At 70.7% G+C, this 20,125-nt stretch carries 20 protein-coding genes and 1 pseudogene; 11 read left to right on the top strand and 10 right to left on the bottom strand.

Annotated elements, in window-relative coordinates; genetic code table 11:
• From G3I40_RS38640 to G3I40_RS38630, 3 genes and pseudogenes are all read right to left on the bottom strand, one after another.
• Positions 1–420: pseudogene (locus G3I40_RS38640) on the bottom strand (hypothetical protein); the annotation flags it as partial.
• Between the two features lie 86 nt (positions 421–506).
• Positions 507–2,060, bottom strand: coding sequence for a S8 family serine peptidase (locus tag G3I40_RS38635; protein WP_164559487.1), 1,554 nt, complete (start codon positions 2,058–2,060; stop codon positions 507–509).
• 45 nt (positions 2,061–2,105) lie between these two features.
• A complete protein-coding gene (locus G3I40_RS38630) occupies positions 2,106–3,638 on the bottom strand; it encodes a S8 family serine peptidase (protein ID WP_164559486.1) in 1,533 nt (510 codons plus the stop codon).
• A gap of 374 nt (positions 3,639–4,012) precedes the next feature.
• On the opposite strand from G3I40_RS38630, the gene G3I40_RS38625 reads away from it, so the two are divergent.
• The 3 genes from G3I40_RS38625 to moaA all read left to right on the top strand — a co-directional run bounded on the left by G3I40_RS38625 (position 4,013) and on the right by moaA (position 7,157).
• Positions 4,013–4,381 carry a DUF485 domain-containing protein gene (locus tag G3I40_RS38625; RefSeq protein ID WP_343245156.1) on the top strand — a complete coding sequence of 123 codons (369 nt, stop codon included), beginning with the start codon at positions 4,013–4,015 and terminating at the stop codon, positions 4,379–4,381.
• Entirely contained in the window at positions 4,378–6,003 is a 1,626-nt protein-coding gene (locus G3I40_RS38620) for a cation acetate symporter (protein WP_164559485.1), read from the top strand. The genes G3I40_RS38625 and G3I40_RS38620 overlap by 4 nt, the downstream gene beginning before the upstream one ends.
• A 155-nt stretch (positions 6,004–6,158) precedes the next feature.
• Complete coding sequence (gene moaA / locus G3I40_RS38615; protein ID WP_164559484.1) at positions 6,159–7,157, top strand: GTP 3',8-cyclase MoaA; 999 nt, start codon at positions 6,159–6,161, stop codon at positions 7,155–7,157.
• A gap of 122 nt (positions 7,158–7,279) precedes the next feature.
• Here moaA and G3I40_RS38610 read toward each other — a convergent pair whose 3' ends face one another.
• Both G3I40_RS38610 and G3I40_RS38605 read right to left on the bottom strand, forming a co-directional pair.
• Positions 7,280–7,537 carry a hypothetical protein gene (locus G3I40_RS38610; RefSeq protein WP_164559483.1) on the bottom strand — a complete coding sequence of 86 codons (258 nt, stop codon included), beginning with the start codon at positions 7,535–7,537 and terminating at the stop codon, positions 7,280–7,282.
• A gap of 227 nt (positions 7,538–7,764) precedes the next feature.
• A complete protein-coding gene (locus G3I40_RS38605) occupies positions 7,765–8,115 on the bottom strand; it encodes a DUF3099 domain-containing protein (RefSeq protein ID WP_164559482.1) in 351 nt (116 codons plus the stop codon).
• Positions 8,116–8,339: 224 nt separating this feature from the next.
• Here G3I40_RS38605 and G3I40_RS38600 point away from each other — a divergent pair, with 224 nt between their 5' ends.
• The gene (locus G3I40_RS38600) at positions 8,340–8,612 is read left to right on the top strand and encodes a GlsB/YeaQ/YmgE family stress response membrane protein (RefSeq protein WP_164559481.1); all 273 of its coding nucleotides are present in this window, start codon (positions 8,340–8,342) and stop codon (positions 8,610–8,612) included.
• A gap of 150 nt (positions 8,613–8,762) precedes the next feature.
• On the opposite strand, the gene tyrS is transcribed toward G3I40_RS38600, so the two are convergent.
• From tyrS to G3I40_RS38585, 3 genes are all read right to left on the bottom strand, one after another.
• Positions 8,763–10,037, bottom strand: a complete 1,275-nt coding sequence (gene tyrS, locus G3I40_RS38595) for a tyrosine--tRNA ligase (protein WP_164559480.1) — start codon at positions 10,035–10,037, stop codon at positions 8,763–8,765.
• Positions 10,038–10,100: 63 nt separating this feature from the next.
• Positions 10,101–11,495 (bottom strand): metallopeptidase TldD-related protein, encoded by a 1,395-nt coding sequence (locus G3I40_RS38590; protein ID WP_164559479.1) that lies wholly within the window; start codon positions 11,493–11,495, stop codon positions 10,101–10,103.
• Positions 11,496–11,607: 112 nt separating this feature from the next.
• Positions 11,608–13,131, bottom strand: a complete 1,524-nt coding sequence (locus tag G3I40_RS38585; RefSeq protein ID WP_164559478.1) for a TldD/PmbA family protein — start codon at positions 13,129–13,131, stop codon at positions 11,608–11,610.
• Positions 13,132–13,315: 184 nt separating this feature from the next.
• On the opposite strand from G3I40_RS38585, the gene fabG reads away from it, so the two are divergent.
• From fabG to G3I40_RS38570, 3 genes are all read left to right on the top strand, one after another.
• On the top strand, positions 13,316–14,032 hold the full coding sequence (gene fabG / locus G3I40_RS38580) for a 3-oxoacyl-[acyl-carrier-protein] reductase (RefSeq protein WP_164559477.1): 717 nt from the start codon (positions 13,316–13,318) through the stop codon (positions 14,030–14,032).
• Positions 14,033–14,037: 5 nt separating this feature from the next.
• Positions 14,038–14,823 (top strand): enoyl-ACP reductase FabI, encoded by a 786-nt coding sequence (fabI, locus tag G3I40_RS38575; protein ID WP_164559476.1) that lies wholly within the window; start codon positions 14,038–14,040, stop codon positions 14,821–14,823.
• Between the two features lie 200 nt (positions 14,824–15,023).
• Positions 15,024–15,317, top strand: coding sequence for a hypothetical protein (locus G3I40_RS38570; protein ID WP_239092192.1), 294 nt, complete (start codon positions 15,024–15,026; stop codon positions 15,315–15,317).
• Here G3I40_RS38570 and G3I40_RS38565 read toward each other — a convergent pair.
• A complete protein-coding gene (locus tag G3I40_RS38565) occupies positions 15,292–15,987 on the bottom strand; it encodes a FadR/GntR family transcriptional regulator (protein ID WP_164559475.1) in 696 nt (231 codons plus the stop codon). The genes G3I40_RS38570 and G3I40_RS38565 overlap by 26 nt on opposite strands.
• 132 nt (positions 15,988–16,119) lie before the next feature.
• Between G3I40_RS38565 and G3I40_RS38560 the strand changes: the two genes are divergently transcribed.
• From G3I40_RS38560 to G3I40_RS38550, 4 genes are all read left to right on the top strand, one after another.
• Positions 16,120–17,442 (top strand): CynX/NimT family MFS transporter, encoded by a 1,323-nt coding sequence (locus tag G3I40_RS38560; RefSeq protein WP_203645564.1) that lies wholly within the window; start codon positions 16,120–16,122, stop codon positions 17,440–17,442.
• A 29-nt stretch (positions 17,443–17,471) separates the two neighbouring features.
• The gene (locus G3I40_RS48025) at positions 17,472–17,591 is read left to right on the top strand and encodes an SGM_5486 family transporter-associated protein (RefSeq protein ID WP_275410301.1); all 120 of its coding nucleotides are present in this window, start codon (positions 17,472–17,474) and stop codon (positions 17,589–17,591) included.
• A gap of 202 nt (positions 17,592–17,793) precedes the next feature.
• Positions 17,794–18,000, top strand: coding sequence for a hypothetical protein (locus G3I40_RS38555; protein WP_164559474.1), 207 nt, complete (start codon positions 17,794–17,796; stop codon positions 17,998–18,000).
• 97 nt (positions 18,001–18,097) lie between these two features.
• Complete coding sequence (locus G3I40_RS38550; protein WP_164559473.1) at positions 18,098–18,616, top strand: histidine phosphatase family protein; 519 nt, start codon at positions 18,098–18,100, stop codon at positions 18,614–18,616.
• A gap of 96 nt (positions 18,617–18,712) precedes the next feature.
• Here G3I40_RS38550 and serB read toward each other — a convergent pair whose 3' ends face one another.
• Positions 18,713–19,966: a phosphoserine phosphatase SerB gene (gene serB, locus G3I40_RS38545; protein WP_239092191.1), complete on the bottom strand. Its 1,254-nt coding sequence runs from the start codon at positions 19,964–19,966 to the stop codon at positions 18,713–18,715.
• Positions 19,967–20,125: the final 159 nt, after the last annotated feature.

Below are 20,125 nucleotides of genomic sequence, written 5' to 3'. Positions count from 1 at the left end.
CACGTCGTCCGGCGTCGCCTCCTCGCCGACGCCGAGCGCGGCCCGCAGCCGGGCGCGGTGGTGCGGATAGTTCGCGTGGGTGCGCAGCCAGCCGTCCTTGGTGCGCCAGAAACGGGACAGGGGCGCGAAGTTGACCGGCGCGCGCCCGTCGACGAGCAGATGCCGCTCGCTCGTGAAGGCGGTGGCGAGCGCACCGTCATCGACACGCACCTGTATGTCGCGAACGGGCCGCCCCGCGCGCGTGGCGGCCGATTCGGCGCCCGCGAGCGCGCAGGCACCGACGCAGGCGCGGGCCAGCTCGATGACGGGCAGCCGGGCGGGCAGCGCGCCCGCGCGTGTGAGGTACGAGATGCGGGAGAGCAGGTCCGGATCGCCGCCGAGCGCTGCCCATGCGTCCTGGGTGCCTGGTGCGTGTGTCATGCGGGAACTATCGCGCAGCATGGCCGCGCACAGGGGAAGGGGCCGAGTGGCGTGCGCCACCCGACCCCTTCACCAGTACCTGCCCGCTACTTGGTCACGGCGTCCAGCGCGTCCGCCGTACCCGCTCCGTAGAAGCTGTTCTTGTTCTTGCCGCCCACGCACACCGCGTCGACCTTGCCGTCGCCGTCGATGTCGTACGGGTCGGTGCACGGCGTCGCGTCGGCCTCCTTGTAGAGCAGCGCCTTCACCTGGGCCGCCGAGGCGTGCGGATGCGTCGACTTGATGAGGGCGGCGACGCCCGCGACGTGCGGCGACGCCATCGACGTACCGGCCATGTAGCCGTACTGGTTGCCCGGCAGCGTCGACAGGATCAGCCCGCTCGTGGCCGGCGGCGCGGGCGTCTGGTAGGCGGTGGTGTCGCCGCCCGGCGCCGCGATGTCGATGACGTTCTTGCCCCAGTTCGAGTACGACGACTTGATGCCCTTGGCACCGGTCGCGCTGACCGTGACGACACCCGGCAGCTGCGACGGGATGTCGAAGCAGTCCTTCGTCTTGACGGTTCGCGGCACCGGCGTCGTGTCGTCGGGCGAGGAGTCGTCGACGATCTCGTCCTGGGCGAGGTCCGTCTCCGCGTTGCCGGCCGCGGCGACGTTCACCACGCCCTTGTGCTCGGCGTACTGCGAGGCGCGCGTGACGGCGTCGACGAGTGCCTTCTGGTCGGCGTCCGTCTTGCAGTTGAACAGCCAGGGGTCGGTGTAGTAGCTGGAGTTGGTGACGTCCGCGCCGTGGTCGGCCGCCCACATGAAGCCGCAGACCACGGCCTCCGTGTAGTACATGCCGGTCGCCGGTTCGGCCACCTTCAGGCTCGCCACCTTCACGCCCGGGGCGACCCCCGTGACGCCGATGCCGTTCTTCGCGGCGGCGATCTCCCCGGCCACGTGCATGCCGTGCGGGGACTCGCCGGCCACCGGACGCCACGGGCTGTCCTTCTGCACGGGCGCGCCGCCCAGGCAGCTGGCCGACGCCTTCTTGTCGAAGTTCGGCGCGATGTCCGCGTGGGTGTCGTCGACGCCGGAGTCGAGCACGGCGACGGTCACCTTGCGACTTCCCAGCGACTTCTCGTGCGCCTTGTCCGCCTTCATGGCGGGCAGGTCCCACTGGAGGGGCTCCAGCGGGTCCTGGCCCGAAGTCGCCCGCGCGGCCGCCTTCTTGGCCTCGGCCTCGGTCAGTACCTGATGGGTGGCGAGGTCGTCACTGGACTGCGCGGCCAGCGGCGCGGTGCGCGTGGCACCGGCCGACTGCACGCCCCGCACGGCGCGGATCGTCCGGGCGAAGTCCGGGTTCTTCGAGTGGACGACGATGACGCCGATCTTGTCGTACGCGATGACGACGGTGCCGCCGGCCTTCGCGATGGCCTTCTTCGCCACGGCCGAACTCCCGTGCCCCGGGCGGACGTTGACGACATAGCTGAGATCGGGCCCGTCCGCAGCGGCCGTGGCCGATCCGGCGGCGCCGTCCACGGCGGGCGCCGCGGAGGCGGCCGCGTTCGGCAGGAAGGCCAGGGCCGTGGCGGCGGCGATGCCGAGCGGCACCGCTATGGAGCGGCGGGCGCCCCGGGGACGCGGGTGAGGCGTCGTCATGAGTTCTCCCGTTCGGATCGGTACGTAAGTCCTGTGCATGGAGCGCTACTTGACGGCCTTGAGCGCATCGACGATGCCGTAGCCGTAGAACCCGTTGCGCTGCTTGCCGCCCTTGCAGGTGGCGTCGACGACGCCGTCCCCGTCACCGTCGTAGGAGGAGGGGCAGGCCTGCTCGTTCGCCTGGGCCTTCATGAGCGTCTGCAGCTGGGCCGGCGAGGCCCACGGGTGCGTGGACTTGAGGAGCGCGGCGACACCGGCGGCGTGCGGCGACGCCATCGACGTGCCCTGCAGATAGCCGTACTGGCCGCCCGGCAGCGTCGACAGGATGCGGCCGTCCTTCGACGGGGTGTCCGGGATCTGGTACTTGTCGCCGCCCGGCGCCGCGATGTCGATGACGCCGTTGCCGTAACTGGAGTAGTACGACTTGGACTTGTTCACCCCGGTCGCGCTGACCGTGACGACGCCCGGCAGCTGGGTCGGCACGTCGAAGCACTTGTGCGGGTCGACCGTGCGGGTGACCGGGGTCGTCGAGTCGTCCGGGCTGGACGCGTCGACGAGCGCGTGCGAGTCGAGGTCGTCGTTGGAGTTGCCCGCGGACGCCAGGTTCAGCGTGCCCTTCTTCGTGGCGTACGACTGGGCCCTGTTCACCGCGTCGACGATGGCCCGCTGGTCCGGGTCGTCCATGCAGTTGTAGAGCCAAGGGTCCACGTAATAGCTGTTGTTGGTGACCTCGACGCCGTGGTCGGCGGCGAAGACGAAGGCGCAGACCACGCTCTCCGGGTAGAACAGCTCACTGACCGGGTCGGCCACCTTGATGCCCGCGACCTTCACGCCGGGCGCGACGCCCGCGACACCCACCCCGTTGCGGGCGGCGGCGATCTCACCGGCGACGTGCGTGCCGTGGTACTGGTCCGCGTTCGCGGGCCGCCAGGCGCCGGGCGAGGTGTCGGCCTTGCCGCCGACACAGCTCGCGGACTGCGAGGCGGAGAAGTTCGGGGCGAGGTCCGGGTGGAGGTCGTCGACGCCGGTGTCGATGACGCCGACCGTGACCCGCCTGCTGCCCGGGTTGATCTTCGCGGCCTTGTCGGCGCCCATCGCCCGCAGGTCCCACTGGTCGGCCTCGAGCGGCTCCTGGCCCGAAGCGGCCTTCTTCGCAAGGGACTTGGCGTCGGCCTTGGAGAGCTTCTGCACGGCGCCCTCGTCGGTGGTGCCGGCGGGGGTGAGCGGTGCGGTACGGGTCGCTCCTGCCGAGGCGACGCCCCGGTGGGCCCGTATCTGCTTGCCGAAGTCGGGGTTGTCCGAGTGGACGACGATGACGCCGATCCTCCCGTACGTCTCGACTATGGAGCCGCCGGCGGCGGATATCGCCTTGCGTACGGAGGTGAGGGTGCGGGCGTCGGTGCTGCGCGTGTTCACCACGTAGGCGAGCGAGGGCGCCGCCGGTGCCGAACTGGCCGTCGCGGCAGGGGAGTCGGCGGGGGCGGCGACCGCGTTCGGCACGAAGCCGAAGGAGGCCGTGAGCGCGATGCCGATCGGCAGGGCGAGGGCCAAGCGGCGTCTGGCAGGCAGATGAGCCATGGGATCTCCACATCATCCGTCGTGTGGGCGAATACGGAAAAGCCCGAACACGAGTGGTGCTCGGGCAGGTACATGACGCGTGGTGCGGTGCGAACGTATCTCTAGTCGCCGCAGGTCATCAACGAGTTCCGAAAGAAATCAGGGGAGTTGAACCGCTGCGCGCGTGACCACGTGACGTTGTGCAGGGGGCACATGCACCATCCACCCCCTGTTGGATCACGTCGGGTGGCTCTACGATCGCGACCCTGCTCACGTGATCCACGTCACCGTGAGGTTCGAGAACACGCATGACCGCACCGACCAGCACCACCCCCACGCCCCCGCTCCCGTCCCCATCCCCGCCCCCGACCGCATCCGCATCGCGAGGAGACTCCGTGGCCACCGACGCACCACCACCCGAGAAGGGCAGTCCGGACCCCGGTCCCGTCATGCCCTCCACCGAGGAGTTCATCGCGGTGCAGCAGAGCGAGGAGTTCGGTGAACTGCGCCGCACGCACCGCTCGTTCGCGTTCCCGCTCACCATCGGCTTCATCGCCTGGTACCTGCTCTACGTGCTGCTGTCGAACTACGCCGGCGACTTCATGGGCACCAAGATCGGCGGCAACATCAACGTCGCCTTCGTGCTCGGCCTCGCCCAGTTCCTGACCACGTTCCTCATCGCCTGGTGGTACTCGCGGCACGCCGCCGCCAAGTTCGACCCCAAGGCCGAAGCCATCAAGTCCCGTATGGAGGGCGGCGCATGAGCCCCGCACTGCACGTACTCGCCGCCGGTGAGGCAAGCGAGCACCGGCCGCTGATCATCACCCTGTTCTCGGTCTTCGTCCTCGCGACCCTCGTCATCACGGTGTGGGCCGGCCGCCAGACCAAGAGCGCCGCCGACTTCTACGCGGGCGGCCGCCAGTTCACCGCCTTCCAGAACGGCCTCGCGGTCTCCGGCGACTACATGTCCGCGGCGTCGTTCCTCGGCATCGCGGGCGCCATCGCCCTCTTCGGCTACGACGGCTTCCTCTACTCGATCGGCTTCCTGGTCGCCTGGCTCGTGGCGCTCCTGCTGGTCGCCGAACCGCTGCGCAACTCCGGTCGCTACACGATGGGCGACGTCCTCGCCTACCGCATGCGCCAGCGGCCCGTCCGCACGGCGGCCGGCACCTCCACCATCGTCGTCTCGATCTTCTACCTGCTCGCGCAGATGGCGGGCGCCGGCGTCCTGGTCTCCCTCCTGCTCGGCATCACCTCGGACGCGGGCAAGATCGGGATCGTCGCGCTCGTCGGCGTCCTGATGATCGTGTACGTCACCATCGGCGGCATGAAGGGCACCACCTGGGTGCAGATGGTGAAGGCGGTGCTGCTCATCGCCGGCGCCATCCTCCTGACCTTCCTGGTGCTGCTGAAGTTCGACTTCAACATCTCGGACCTGCTCGGCACGGCCGCCGACAACAGCGGCAAGGGCTCGGCGTTCCTGGAGCCCGGCCTCAAGTACGGCGCGACGTCCACATCGAAGATCGACTTCATCTCCCTGGGCATCGCCCTGGTGCTCGGCACCGCAGGCCTGCCGCACATCCTGATCCGCTTCTACACGGTGCCGACCGCCAAGGCCGCCCGTAAGTCGGTCAACTGGGCCATCGGCATCATCGGCGCCTTCTACCTGATGACGCTCGCGCTCGGCTTCGGCGCCGCCGCCCTCATCAAGCCGGCCGAGATCATCGCCTCGAACCCGGCGGGCAACACGGCCGCGCCCCTGCTCGCGCTCCATCTGGGCGGAGTCGACTCCAACTGGGGCGCGATCCTGCTCGCGTCGATCTCCGCGGTCGCGTTCGCCACGATCCTCGCGGTCGTCGCCGGCCTCACCCTCGCCTCGTCGTCCTCGTTCGCCCACGACATCTACGCGAACGTCATCAAGCGGGGCAAGGCGTCCGAGAAGCAGGAGATGCAGGCCGCCCGCTGGGCCACCGTCTTCATCGGCATCATCTCGATCGCCCTGGGCGCGCTCGCCCGTGACCTCAACGTGGCGGGTCTGGTCGCCCTGGCCTTCGCCGTCGCGGCATCGGCCAACCTGCCGACGATCCTCTACAGCCTCTTCTGGAAGCGGTTCAACACCAACGGAGCGCTGTGGTCGATCTACGGCGGCCTGTTCACCGCCGTCTTCCTGGTGCTCTTCTCGCCCGTCGTCTCCGGCAACCCCAAGACGTCCATGTTCAAGGGCGTCGACTTCCACTGGTTCCCGCTGGAGAACCCCGGCATCATCTCGATCCCGGTCGGCTTCCTGCTGGGCGTCCTCGGCACCTACCTGTCCAAGGACAAGGCCGACGACGCCAAGTACGCCGAGCTGGAGGTCCGCTCGCTCACCGGCACCGGAGCCCACTGATCCGGATGTTCCACCGGCGCCCCCGTCACCGAGCCTGGTAGCTCTCTACGACGGGGGCGCCGCACGCTCGTGGGATCACCGGCCTGTCACTGTCGGACCCGTCACGTACGCTCGGTGGTGTCAGGAAGAACGCGATCAGAGGGAGGGGGGCCCACGTGCTCATCGACACTTATGGCCGGGTGGCCACCGACCTACGGGTTTCACTGACCGACCGGTGCAATCTGCGGTGCACCTACTGCATGCCCGAAGAGGGCCTGCAGTGGCTGGCCAAGCCCGATCTGCTCACGGACGACGAGATCGTCCGTCTCGTCCGCATCGCCGTCACCCACCTCGGCATCACCGAGGTCCGCTTCACCGGCGGCGAGCCCCTGCTGCGCCCGGGCCTGGTGGGCATCGTCGAGCGGGTCGCCGCGCTCGACCCCCGCCCCAGAATGTCCCTGACGACCAACGGGATCGGGCTCAAGCGCACCGCACAGGCCCTCAAGACAGCGGGCCTCGACAGGGTGAACGTGTCGCTGGACACGCTGCGCCCCGACGTCTTCAAGACCCTGACCCGCCGCGACCGCCACAAGGACGTCATCGAGGGCCTCGCGGCCGCCCACGAGGCGGGCCTGACCCCGGTGAAGATCAACTCGGTGCTGATGCCGGGGCTGAACGAGGACGAGGCCCCCGAGCTCCTGGCCTGGGCGGTCGAGCACTCCTACGAGCTGCGCTTCATCGAACAGATGCCGCTGGACGCCCAGCACGGCTGGAAGCGCGACGGCATGATCACCGCCGGTGACATCCTCGCCTCCCTGCGTACGCGCTTCACGCTCACCCCCGAGGGCACCGACGAGCGGGGCTCCGCCCCGGCCGAGCGCTGGGTCGTCGACGGCGGCCCGCACCGCGTCGGCGTCATCGCCTCGGTGACCCGCCCGTTCTGCTCGGCCTGCGACCGCACCCGGCTCACCGCCGACGGGCAGGTGCGCACCTGCCTGTTCGCCACCGAGGAGACGGACCTGCGCGCGGCACTGCGCGCGGACGGCCCCGAGAGCAGCGACGAGAACATCGCCCGTATCTGGAAGCTCGCGATGTGGGGCAAGAAGGCGGGCTCGGGCCTCGACGACCCGTCGTTCCTGCAGCCGGAGCGCCCCATGTCGGCGATCGGCGGCTGACCCGAAGTCCGCAGTGATCCACGAGCCCGGTCGTCCCTCGCACGACCGGGCTCGCTGCGTGCGCGACGCCCGTCCCGACCGCCCCGCCGCCGGGCACCCTGGCCGGAAAGGGGCTTGACCGGTCAGCCCTGTGCGTCCGTGCCGTCGTCGCGGGACTCCCAATCGGCCAGCGTCACGACGTCCTTGAGCATGCCGCGTACGCCGAGGAACTGAGCGAGGTGTTCACGGTGCTCGTCGCAGGCGAGCCACGTCTTGCGGCGCTCCGGCGTATGCAGCTTCGGGTTGTTCCACGCGAGCACCCACACCGCGTCGCTGCGACAGCCCTTGGCCGAGCACTGGGGGGTCGAGGGGGAGGGCCCGGAAAGGTTCGCGAGGTTCACGCGTCAACCTTAGACGCCCCGGAAAAGGCGACGCCGAGCAGCCACGGGGGGAGCTGCCCGGCGTCGGTCCGTCGCTCCGACGGGGGATGCGGAGCGCGTACGAAGTATGTCATGGGGGAACCCGTCCCCGGCACCTCAACCACATGATTGATCTGAGCTTTTCTTGAGCTTTGAGTACCGGTTGCCCGGACCTGCTGGGCACGCTCCGGGGCGCCGGCGCGCACCGCTCAGCCGCGGTCCTCCGGGACCGGTTCCGCCGCGGGGGCCGCCGGCGCGGGCGCGATCATGGGGCGCGTCGGGGCGGGGACGAACGTCGAGGGGAGGTTCGGCGCGTTCTCCCGGCCGCCGTTGGCGAAGACCACGGCGACGTAGGGGAGCAGCGCTCCGAGCACCAGGGTCACGATCGCGACGGGCCGCTCCACGTTCCACAGCACTGCCGTGAGGATCACCGACAGGGTGCGGATCGACATCGAGATGACGTACTTGCGCTGACGGCCGCGCACGTCGTCGGCGAGACCCTGCCGGGCGCCCGTGATCCGGAAAACCTGTGCTCCGCCGTTGCTGCCGCGCTTCCGCATCACATTCCACCACCCGAAGCTCGCCGGACTCTCCCCGGACCGGACGGGCTCCACGTTACGCCCGGGGTGCGTCGGCTACGAGAGCGGGGCGGACCGGACCTGGCCGCGCGGGCTGCGCCGTACCACGTATGGCGTCGCCCGACATGCGCCGTATGGCGTACGGAACGAGACTGATCACACGTGCGCAGATGCGCACCCCGCGCGCCGTATGAGGAGGCGACGACATGGCTTGGTTGTGGGCAATCATCGTGGGCTTTGTGCTCGGTCTGATCGCGAAGGCGATCCTGCCGGGCAAGCAGGAGATCCCGCTCTGGCTGACGACCGTCTTCGGGATCATCGGCAGCGTGCTGGGCAACTGGGCGGCCACCGGGCTCGGAGTCAACGACACCAAGGGCATCGACTGGACCCGGCATCTGCTGCAGCTGATCGGTGCCGTGGTGGTCGTCGGCCTCGGCGACATGGCATGGGTGGCACTGCGGGGCAAGAAGAAGGCCTAGGACCTGCCTTCGAACTCCCGTCTGCCTCGCGGGCGACGACGGGAGCGTGAAGACAGCCCCTGGCCACGAGGCGCTCCGGCAGCAAGCCCGGGGCAGCCGAAAGGGGGCCGCGCTCGATGACGAGCACGGCCCCCTTCGGGCGTCCTGCGCTCAGACCGCCGTGACCTCGACCGCGGCCAGGCTCTTCTTGCCGCGGCGCAGCACCAGCCACCGCCCGTGCAGCAGCTCGTCGGCGCCCGGCACCGCGTCCTCGGCGGCGACCTTCACGTTGTTCACGTAGGCACCGCCCTCCTTCACGGTCCTGCGCGCGGCGGACCTGCTGGCGACGAGGCCGACCTCGGCGAACAGGTCGACGACCGGGCCGAGCTCGGCGACCTGGATCTTCGGCAGCTCGGACAGGGCGGCGGCCAGCGTCGCCTCGTCCAGGTCCGCGAGGTTCCCGTCGCCCTGACCGAACAGCGCCTTCGACGCGGAGACCACGGCCGCCGTCTGGTCGGCGCCGTGCACCAGCGTCGTCAGTTCCTCGGCCAGCGCGCGCTGCGCGGCGCGGGCCTGCGGCCGCTCGGCGGTCAGCCGCTCCAGCTCCTCGATCTCCTCGCGGGACGCGAAGCTGAAGACGCGCAGGTAGTTGGCGATGTCCCGGTCGTCCGTGTTCAGCCAGAACTGGTAGAAGGCGTACGGCGAGAACATCTCCGGGTCCAGCCAGATGGTGCCGGACTCGGTCTTGCCGAACTTGGTGCCGTCCGCCTTGGTCAGCAGCGGGATGCCGAGCGCGTGCACCACGGCCTCCGGGTGGACCCGGTGGATCAGGTCCGTGCCGGAGGTGAGGTTGCCCCACTGGTCCGTGCCGCCGGTCTGCAGGACGCAGCCGTACTGCTCGTACAGCTTCAGGAAGTCCATGCCCTGCAGGATCTGGTAGCTGAACTCGGTGTAGCTGATGCCCGCGTCGGAGTTGAGCCGCCGGGAGACGGCCTCCTTGGCGATCATCTTGTTGACCCGGAAGTACTTGCCCACGTCGCGCAGGAACTCGATGGCCGACATCCCGGATGTCCAGTCCAGGTTGTTCACCATCACCGCGGCGTTCGGACCCTCGAAGTCGAGCAGCGGCGCGATCTGGCCGCGCAGCCGCTCGACCCAGCCGGCCACGGTCTCCGGAGAGTTCAGCGTCCGCTCGGAGTTCGGCTTCGGGTCACCGATCAGGCCGGTGGCGCCGCCGACCAGACCCAGCGGCCGGTGGCCGGCCTGCTGGATGCGCCGCATGGTGAGGATCTGCACGAGGTTGCCGAGGTGCAGGCTGGGCGCGGTCGGGTCGAAGCCGCAATAGAACGTGACAGGACCGTCCGCGAACGCCTTGCGCAGCGCGTCTTCGTCGGTGGACAGGGCGATGAGCCCACGCCACTTGAGTTCGTCGACGATGTCCGTCACGGTTCCGTGTCTCCTTGACCAGTGCTGTTGAGTCCCTGCCAGTCTATGGGCGATCCCGAGGGGTCAGACGCCCTGGCTGACCGAGCTCATGTTGAAGTCCGGCACCCGCAGCGCCGGCATCGCCGCCCTAGTGAACCAGTCGCCCCACTCGCGGGGCAGCGTCTTTTCCGTGCGCCCGGCCTCGGCGGCCCGCTTCAGCAGGTCCACCGGCGACTCGTTGAACCGGAAGTTGTTCACCTCGCCCACCACCTCGCCGTCCTCCACGAGGTACACACCGTCCCGGGTCAGCCCGGTCAGCAGCAGCGTCGCCGGATCGACCTCGCGGATGTACCAGAGGCAGGTCAGCAGCAGCCCGCGCTGCGTGGCGGCGACCATCTCGTCCAGCGACTTCCCCGATCCGCCGTCGAGGATCAGGTTGTCGCCGGCCGGGGCGAGGGGCAGGCCGGTGAGCGCGGCGCTGTGCCGCGTGGTCGTCAGGTGCTTCAGCTCGCCGCCCGCGATCCACTCGGTGGCGCCGACCGGCAGGCCGTTGTCAAAGACGGACGCGTCGTCCCCGGAGGAGTGGGCCAGCACGAACGGCGCCGACTCCAGCCCCGGCTCGTGCGGATCGCTGCGCAGCGTCAGCGGCAGTTCGGTGAGCCGCTCGCCGAGCCGGGTCCCGCCGCCGGGCTTGCTGAACACGGTCCGGCCCTCGGCCGCGTCCCGCGCCCCCGACGACCACAGCTGGTAGATCAGCAGGTCCGCGACGGCCGTCGGCGGCAGCAGCGTCTCGTACCGTCCGGCGGGCAGGTCGATGCGCCGCCGCGCCCAGCCGAGCCGCGTCGCCAGCTCCGTGTCCAGGGCGGCGGGGTCGACGTCCCGGAAGTCCCGCGTGGAGCGCCCCGCCCACGCCGAGCGGGTGCGGTCCGGCGACTTGGCGTTCAGCTCCAGCGTCCCGTTGGGCTGGTCGTGGCGCAGCCGCAGGCCCGTCGACGTACCGAGGTAGCTGGACGTCATCTCGTGGTGCGCGAAGCCGTACAGCTCGCGCCCGCCCCCGCGGGCCCGCGCGAAGGCCTCGCCGAGGGCCGGCGCGAAGTCCGCGAAGACGGCCGAGGAGGTCTCGGCGGGTGCGTCGGTGAAGCCGGGGGAGTGCGCCGCGCCGTCGACGAGCGGCTGCGCGTCCTCGGCGGCCCCGGCCTTCCCCGCGGCCTCCTCGGCGGCCCGCACCAGCGGTTCCAGATCGGCGGCCGTGACGGCGGACCGGGAGACGACGCCGGTGGCGGTGCCCTCCTTGCCGTCGACGGTCGCGATGACGGTCAGGGTGCGCCCGCGCGTGACCCCGTTCGTGGTCAGCGCGTTGCCCGCCCAGCGCAGATTGGCGCTGGACGTCTCGTCGGCGATGACGACGCAGCCGTCGGCCCGGGACAGCTCCAGGGCACGCTCGACGATCTCGTACGGCTTGCTGCTGCGGCCGCTCATCGACCCGCCTCCTGCGTCGTGTTGAGGCTGTGCTCGCCCGGGGGACGACCCCCGGACCCCCAGCCGGTTCCGGGGACGCGGTCGCGGGGCCCGGCCGTGGTGCTGACGGGGATCATCGACCCGCCTCCTGCGTCGTGTTGAGGATGTTGACGCCCTTGAAGAGGGCAGAGGGGCAGCCGTGCGAGACGGCCGCGACCTGGCCCGGCTGGGCCTTGCCGCAGTTGAAGGCGCCGCCGAGGACGTAGGTCTGCGGCCCGCCGACCGCGGCCATCGAACCCCAGAAGTCGGTGGTGGTGGCCTGGTACGCGAAGTCCCGCACCTGCCCGGCGAGCCGCCCGCCGCGGATCTCGTACGCCCGCTGCGCGGTGAACTGGAAGTTGTACCGCTGCATGTCGATGGACCACGACCGGTCGCCGACGAGGTACAGCCCGCGGTCCACCCCCGCGATCAGGTCCTCGGTCGCGAGCCCGCCCGGATCCGGCTGGAGCGAGACGTTCGCCATCCGCTGTACGGGGACATGGCCGGGGGAGTCGGCGTACGCGCACCCGTTGGAACGCTCGAACCCGGTCAACCTGGCGATGCGGCGGTCGAGTTGGTACCCCACCAAGGTGCCGTCCTTCACCAGGTCCCAGGACTGCCCGGCCACGCCCTCGTCGTCGTAGCCGATGGTGGCGAGCCCGTGCTCGGCGGTGCGGTCACCGGTGACGTTCATGATCTCGGAGCCGTACTTCAGCTTTCCGAGCTGGTCGAAGGTGGCGAAGGACGTGCCCGCGTACGCCGCCTCGTAGCCGAGGGCGCGGTCCAGCTCGGTGGCGTGGCCGATGGACTCGTGAATGGTCAGCCACAGGTTGGACGGGTCGACGACCAGGTCGTACGAGCCCGCCCGCACGCTCGGCGCCCGCATCTTCTCGGCGAGCAGCTCCGGGATGCGCGCCAGCTCGCCCTCCCAGTCCCAGCCGGTGCCGGTCAGGTACTCCCAGCCGCGCCCCGCCGGCGGCGCGATCGTGCGCATCGAGTCGAACTCGCCGCTCGAATCGTCCACGGCGACCGCCGTGAGCTGCGGGTGGAGACGCACGCGCTGCTGCGTCGTCACCGTGCCGGCCGTGTCCGCGTAGAACTTGTTCTCGTGGACGGAGAGCAGCGAGGCGTCCACGTGGGAGACCCCGTCGGCGGCCAGCAGCCCGGCGCTCCAGTCGGCGAGCAGGGCGGCCCGCTCCTCCTCCGGCACGGAGAAGGGGTCGATCTCGTACGAGGAGATCCAGGTCCGGTCCGCGTGCACCGGCTCGGCGGCCAGCTCCACGCGCTCCTTCGACCCCGCGGCCTTGATCACCTGCGCGCTCAGCTTCGCCATCGCCACGGCCTGGGACGCCACCTTCGCCGCCGCGTCCATGGACAGGTCCACGCCGGACGCGAAGCCCCACGTACCGCCGTGCACCACCCGCACCGCGTAGCCCAGGTCCGTGGTGTCGGACGATCCGGCCGGTTTGGCGTCCCGCAGCCGGACCGCCGCGCCGCGCACCCGCTCCAGGCGGAAGTCCGCGTGCTCGGCGCCGAGGGCGCGGGCCCGGGCGAGGGCCGCGTCGGCGAGGGCCCGCAGCGGGAGCGCCGTGAAGGCTTCATCGATCGTATGAGGCACGAGTGTCTCCCTGTCGTCACGTCGTCGACCCGATCATGTCGCGCGGCAGCCCTCGCGGGCCAGACCTTTCTGTAGGGACCCGACAGTGAGTCGTGTACGCCACTGTCGGTGGTCGATTCTCCGTACGCCGGGTCGTACCGATAGGTTTTCGAGGTACCACCACCGCAATCGAAAGGGTGATCCGTTGAGCCGCTCGGTTCTCGTCACCGGAGGAAACCGGGGCATCGGCCTCGCCATCGCCCGCGCATTCGCAGAGGCCGGCGACAAGGTCGCGATCACGTACCGCTCGGGCGACCCGGCAGAGCTCGAGAAGCTCGGCTTCCTGGCCGTCAAGTGCGACATCACGGATGCCGAGCAGGTGGAGCAGGCCTACAAGGAGATCGAGGAGAAGCACGGCAACGTCGAGGTCCTCGTCGCCAACGCGGGCGTCACCAGGGACCAGCTCCTCATGCGGATGTCCGAGGAAGACTTCACGTCCGTCCTCGACACCAACCTCACCGGCACCTTCCGGGTCGTCAAGCGTGCCAACCGCGGCATGCTGCGCGCCAGGAAGGGCCGCGTCGTGCTGATCTCCTCCGTCGTCGGCCTGCTCGGCTCGGCGGGCCAGGCGAACTACGCCGCTTCGAAGGCGGGACTGGTCGGTTTCGCCCGTTCCCTCGCCCGCGAGCTGGGATCGCGCAACATCACCTTCAACGTCGTCGCCCCGGGCTTTGTCGACACCGACATGACCCAGGCGCTCACCGACGAGCAGCGCGCGAACATCGTGTCGCAGGTGCCGCTCGGCCGGTACGCGCAGACCGAGGAGATCGCCGCCGCGGTGAAGTTCCTCGCCTCGGACGACGCCTCGTACATCACTGGAGCCGTCATCCCGGTTGACGGCGGACTGGGAATGGGTCACTAGGCACGATGACGAACACCACTGGAATCCTCGAGGGCAAGAAGATCCTCATCACCGGCGTGCTGATGGAGTCCTCCATCGCCTTCCACGCCGCGAAGCTGGCCCAGGAGCAGGGTGCGGAGATCATCCTCACCGCGTGGCCGCGTCCGACGCTGACCGAGCGCATCGCCAAGAAGCTGCCCCAGCCCGACAAGGTCAAGGTGCTGGAGCTCGACGTCTCGAACGACGAGCACCTCGCCCGCCTGGAGGGCCAGGTCCGTGAGCAGCTCGGCGGCCGCCTCGACGGCGTCGTGCACTCCATCGGCTTCGCGCCGCAGGACGCGCTCGGCGGCAACTTCCTGAACACGCCGTTCGAGTCCGTGGCCACCGCCATGCACGTCTCCGCCTTCTCGCTGAAGTCGCTGACCATGGCGCTGCTGCCGCTGATGAACGAGGGCGGCTCCGTCGTCGGCCTCACCTTCGACGCGCAGTTCGCCTGGCCGCAGTACGACTGGATGGGCCCGGCCAAGGCGGCCCTGGAGGCCACCAGCCGCTACATGGCGCGCGACCTCGGCAAGCAGAACATCCGCTGCAACCTGATCTCGGCGGGCCCGATCGGTTCCATGGCCGCGAAGTCGATCCCCGGCTTCAGCGAGCTGGCGGCCGTGTGGGACAGCCGCTCCCCGCTGGAGTGGAAGCTGGAGGACCCGGAGCCGGCGGGCAAGGGCATCGTGGCCCTGCTGTCGGACTGGTTCCCGAAGACCACCGGCGAGATCATCCACGTCGACGGCGGCCTGCACGCGATCGGCGCCTGACACCGCTTCCCTCGTTCGGCCCACCGGCCGGGCGGGGCCGAGGGACCTCCCCGCACCCTGGGTAGCGAGGAGGTCCCTTCGTGCGCCCACCCGTCTCCCGCCACCGCCCTGCCAAGGAAGCACTGCGCGCCCGCTCTTTTCCTCGCGTCGCCCCCGCTCTCGCCGCCCTCGCCCTCCTGCTCGCGCTGCCGTACGACGCCATGTCCGACACCCCTGAAACGGCCGGCCACGCGCGCGTTGCCGGCAAGGAGCGCGAACTGTTCGGAGCCGGGTGCCGGATCCGCGTCGAGGGGACGCGGGTGAGCGCCAGCTGCCACAACCCTTACCCGCGCGCCGACCTGGTCGCCCTGCACATCGAGTGCGACCCCTGGTGGGACGTCGACACCGACTCGACCCCGGCCGCGGTCGGCCCCGCCGAGACGCTGCGCATGGACGGGCGGTGCTGGAAGAAGGTGCGGACCGCGTGGGTCAGCCACCGGAAGGCGGCGGTGTGAGCCGCCCCGGGCGGCACAGGAACGGATAGCCGGCCGCCTCCGTGGCTGCCCGCTCGGCGTCGCCGTCCCGGATCGCGTCGACCACGGACGAGTGGTCCATGTGGTTCTCGGCGGTGAGCCGCTCGCCCACGTCCTCGCGCAGCCAGTCCCGCAGGACCTCGCCCAGGTCCGCGTACATCGCCGTCATGACGTCGTTGTGGGACGCGGCGACCACGGCCATGTGGAACGTCGCGTCCGCCGTCACGAACGCCTCCGTGTCGCCCGACTCCCACGCCTCCTCACGGCGTACGAGCAGGGCGTCGAGCTGCTTCAGGTCGCGCTCGGTGCGCCGCTCGGCGGCGAGCTTCGCGGCGCTCGACTCCAGCGTCGAGCGCAGCTCGGCGATGTGCCACGGATCGGCGTCCGCGAACCGCCGCTGCATCACGCCCGCCAGCTCGCTGGTCGCCACGACGTAGGTGCCCGAGCCCTGGCGGATGTCGAGCACGCCGTTGTGGGCGAGGGCGCGCACCGCCTCCCGCACGGTGTTCCGGGCGACGCCCAACTGCTCGACCAGCTCCGGCTCCGTGGGGATGCGGGAGCCCACGGGCCACTCACCCGAGGAGATCTGGGCGCGCAGAGCGGAGATGACCTGCTCGGACAGGGCCGAGCGGCGCGGAGAGGTCAGGGGCATCGACGTTCCTTCGTCCTTGCTCGTACGGGGCGCATGAGGCGGGGGTGTGGCTCTCAGGGTGTGCGTGGCCCCGCACAGTGTGACGCAAACGGATTGGACAACCAATCATCCCATGATTCTAAGATAGGTCCCATGGCTAGTGAGGAAACCCCGACCCCGACGATGGCACCGCCGACCGCACCGTCGTCGGCGCCCACCGAGACCGCCGAGAGCAGTGCCGCCCACGGCGCCTCGCGCACCTGGGCCGTCCGTCTGGTGACCGTCGGCATCGTCCTCGCCGCCCTGAACCTGCGGCCCGCCATCACCAGCCTCGGCGCCCTCCTCGAAGAGGTCCGTGACGGGCTCGGCATGAGCGGCAGCGTCGCGGGCCTGCTCACCTCCGTACCGCCGCTGTGCTTCGCGGTCTTCGGCGTGATGGCGCCGCGGCTCGCCAGGCGCTTCGGCGCGAGCGCCGTCGTCTGCGCGGGCATGGTCGCGATCACCGCGGGCCTGATCATCCGCCCCTACGCCGGAAACACCGTCGGCTTCCTGGTCGCCAGCGCCCTCGCCCTGATGGGCATCGCCGTCAGCAACGTGCTGATGCCGGTCATCGTCAAGCGCTGGTTCCCCGACCGCGTCGGCTCCATGACCGGTCTGTACTCGATGGCCCTCGCGGCCGGCACCTCCGTCGCCGCCGCCGCGACCGTGCCCATGACCAGTGCGCTGGGCGGCAGTTGGCAGACCGGCCTCGCCGTGTGGGCCGCGCTCGGCGCCGCCGCCGTGCTGCCCTGGCTCGCGCTCACCCGGATGAAGAGCGCGGCCCCCGCCGAACCGGTCCGCGTCACCGCCGCCTCCGCCCCGGCCGACGGCGCCGGGCTGCGCATCACCCGCAGCCGCACCGCGTGGGCGCTCGCCGTCTTCTTCGGCCTCCAGGCCACGGCCGCGTACATCACCATGGGCTGGATGCCGCAGATCTTCCGGGACTCCGGGGTCTCCGCGTCGACCGCCGGTGTGCTGCTCGCCGTCACCATGGTGATGGGCGTGCCGCTCGGCTTCGTCATCCCCCGGGTCGCCGCCCGGCTGCCCAGCCAGGGCCCGATGGTGATCGCCCTCGGCGTGTGCGGCCTGGCCGGTTACGCGGGCCTCTACCTCGCCCCGGCCTCCGGCGCCTGGGCGTGGGCGATCCTGCTCGGCATCTCCAACTGCTCCTTCCCGCTCGCCCTCACGATGGTCGGCATGCGCGCCCGCACCGGCGCCGGTGTCGCCAAGCTGTCCGCGTTCGCACAGTCCACCGGCTACCTGATCTCGATCCCCGGACCGCTGCTCATCGGCGTCCTGAACGAGGCCACCGGTAACTGGAGCGTGCCGATCGCGCTGATGGCCGCGCTGATGGTGCCGCAGATCGTGATCGGTGTCCTCGCGGGCCGCAACCGCACCATCGAGGACGAGGCCACGGCGGCCGCCCCGGCGTCCTGAGCGCGGGGGACGGGTGCGACACTTGCCGCATGTCGCCTGTGCTCGAACCGAACCCCCAGAACGGCCAGAAGAAGCTCCTCCTCGTGCTCGGCGCGATGCTGGCCGTCACCGTGATCGTGGCCATCATCGCGACGATCGCCTCCCCCTGACACGTCCCGCGCCTGCCTGCCGCCGCCCTCGGCGGCTGCTCGCGGAGCGGGGGTGGGGTTAACTCCACCATCCCCTAGGGGGCCAGTGTCAGGGTCAAGTGGGTGGATCACCGGATGGGTCGGGAGCTCCCGGGTCCGTACCTTCGAAGTGTCGCCGAGAACGTCGGCGCGGCGGACGAAGACCACGGACCACGGAGGAACCATGTCGGCCCCCACGCACTCCCGGCCCCACCCGGCAGCCGCGCGCGGCGTCGACATACGACTGCCCTGGTGGGCGATCGTGCTGCCGGCCCTCGCCTTCGTGGCGCTCCTGCTGCTGATCCTCAACCCGGCCGACACCCAGGCCGCGGCGGGCGACCCGACCCTTGGCCACGTCCTGGAACGCGCGAAGGAACTGGTGCTCGACTAGGGCCTGTCCCGGCACCTTTCGTCCCGCATTCACCCGTGCCGGGGGAGCACGTCAACTCCCTGCGCCCCGTGGCACGTTTCGTGCGAAGCTGGGACCCATGAGCGTCGCAGAACCCCGCAGGATTGTCCTTTTCCGGCATGCGAAGGCGGACTGGCCTCAGGTGTCCGATCACGAGCGGCCGCTCGCCGAGCGGGGCCGCAAGGACGCCCCCGTCGCCGGCCGCAGGCTGGCCGACTCCGGCATCCCCTTCGACCTGGCCCTGTGTTCGACCGCCGTGCGCACCCGTGAGACGTGGAAACTGGCCGTCTCCGAGCTGCCCGAGCGTCCCAGGACCGTGTACGAGGAGCGCGTCTACGAGGCGTCCCCCGGCGAGCTGATCGCCGTGCTGAACGAGACGCCGGACGACGTGCGGAGCGCCATCCTCATCGGCCACAACCCCGGAGTGCAGGGGCTTGCCGAGGTACTGACCGGCTCGGCCGAGGGCGACGCCGGCGAGCGGATGGGCCGGCGCGGCTTCCCGACCGCGGCCTTCGCCGTGCTGTCCTTCACCGGCCCCTGGAAGTCACTGGAGCCGGGCACCGCCACCCTGATCGACCACTGGTCCCCGAACGACTGACGGCGCCCATCCGTACGTATGCCCATCCGCCCGTATACGCAGAAGGGCCCGGCACCGCGCATCGGTACCGGGCCCTCCTGCTGAGGACGGCGAGGGTCAGGCCTCCTGCGCGTCGGCCGCCTCGACCTCTTCGCGCGTGATGCCGAGCAGATACAGGACCGTGTCGAGGAACGGCACGTTCACCGCGGTGTGCGCCGCCTCGCGGACCACCGGCTTCGCGTTGAAGGCGACGCCGAGCCCGGCCGCGTTCAGCATGTCCAGGTCGTTCGCGCCGTCACCGATCGCCACGGTCTGCGCCAGCGGCACCCCGGCCTCCGCGGCGAACCGGCGCAGGAGCCGCGCCTTGCCCGCGCGGTCCACGATCTCCCCGGTGACCTTGCCGGTCAGCTTCCCGTCGACGATCTCCAGGGTGTTGGCCTGCGCGAAGTCGAGCCCGAGCCGCTCCCGCAGATCGTCCGTGACCTGGGTGAACCCACCGGACACCACGCCGACTTGGTAGCCGAGGCGCTTGAGCGTACGGATCAGGGTGCGGGCACCCGGCGTGAGCCGCACCTCGCTCCTGACCTTGTCCACGACCGACGCGTCGAGCCCCGCGAGCAGCGCCACGCGCGCGTGCAGCGACTGCTCGAAGTCCAACTCGCCGCGCATCGCCGCCGCCGTCACCCCGGCGACCTCGTCCTCGCAGCCCGCGTGCGCCGCGAACAGCTCGATGACCTCGTCCTGGATGAGCGTCGAGTCGACGTCCATCACGATGAGCCGCTGCGCGCGCCGGTGCAGACCCGCCGCGACGACGGCCATGTCCACGCCCAGCTTGGCGGCCTCGGTGGCCAGCGCGGTGCGCAACGTCTCCGTCTGGGTGCCGGACACCGCGAACTCCACTGCGGTGACGGGGTACTTGGCGAGCCGGAAGATGCGGTCGATGTTGCCGCCGGTGCCGGTGATCGTCGCGGCGATCGACGCGGTCGACTCGGCGGTGAGCGGGTGGCCGAGCACGGTGACCAGGGAACGGCCCATGCCGCGCGGCCGGTTGTCACCGATGCCCGAGATGATCTCGGCCTGCATCCGGATGGACTCCGCCCAGCTGTGGACGGTGGCCCGCAGCTCTCCTTCGAGCCCGGCGGGCGGCTCGGTCACCAGGGCGCACAGGACCATGCGCCCGCGCGTGACGACCTGCTCGATGTCGACGACGTCGAGGGAGTAGGCGGCGAGGGTGTCGAAGAGTCCGGCCGTGATACCTGGCCGGTCCTTGCCGAAGATCTTGACCAGGAGGGTCGGGGTGTCGGCCGGCACGGAGAAGTGTCCGTCGGCGTTCGGGGCATCAGCAGGGTGCTGGGGCTGCGGAGCGCTCATGATGCCCCTACGTTATCGGGCCTGTGTACGGATGCGCGGCTGCGGTCCGCGTACCGGACAGCCCCTGGCCCGCGCTCAGCGTCCGTCCCCGTCGCCCGGCCTCCGGCGCCCATGGCGGGGCGGACCCGGTGCCGGTGGTGGGGGAGGCGGGGCGGGCGG

Origin of the sequence: Streptomyces sp. SID14478 (assembly GCF_010548525.1) — a bacterium.
GTDB lineage: Bacteria > Actinomycetota > Actinomycetes > Streptomycetales > Streptomycetaceae > Streptomyces.
Note: the sequence above shows the minus strand (reverse complement) of the source record. Positions and strands in the feature narration are given on the sequence as shown.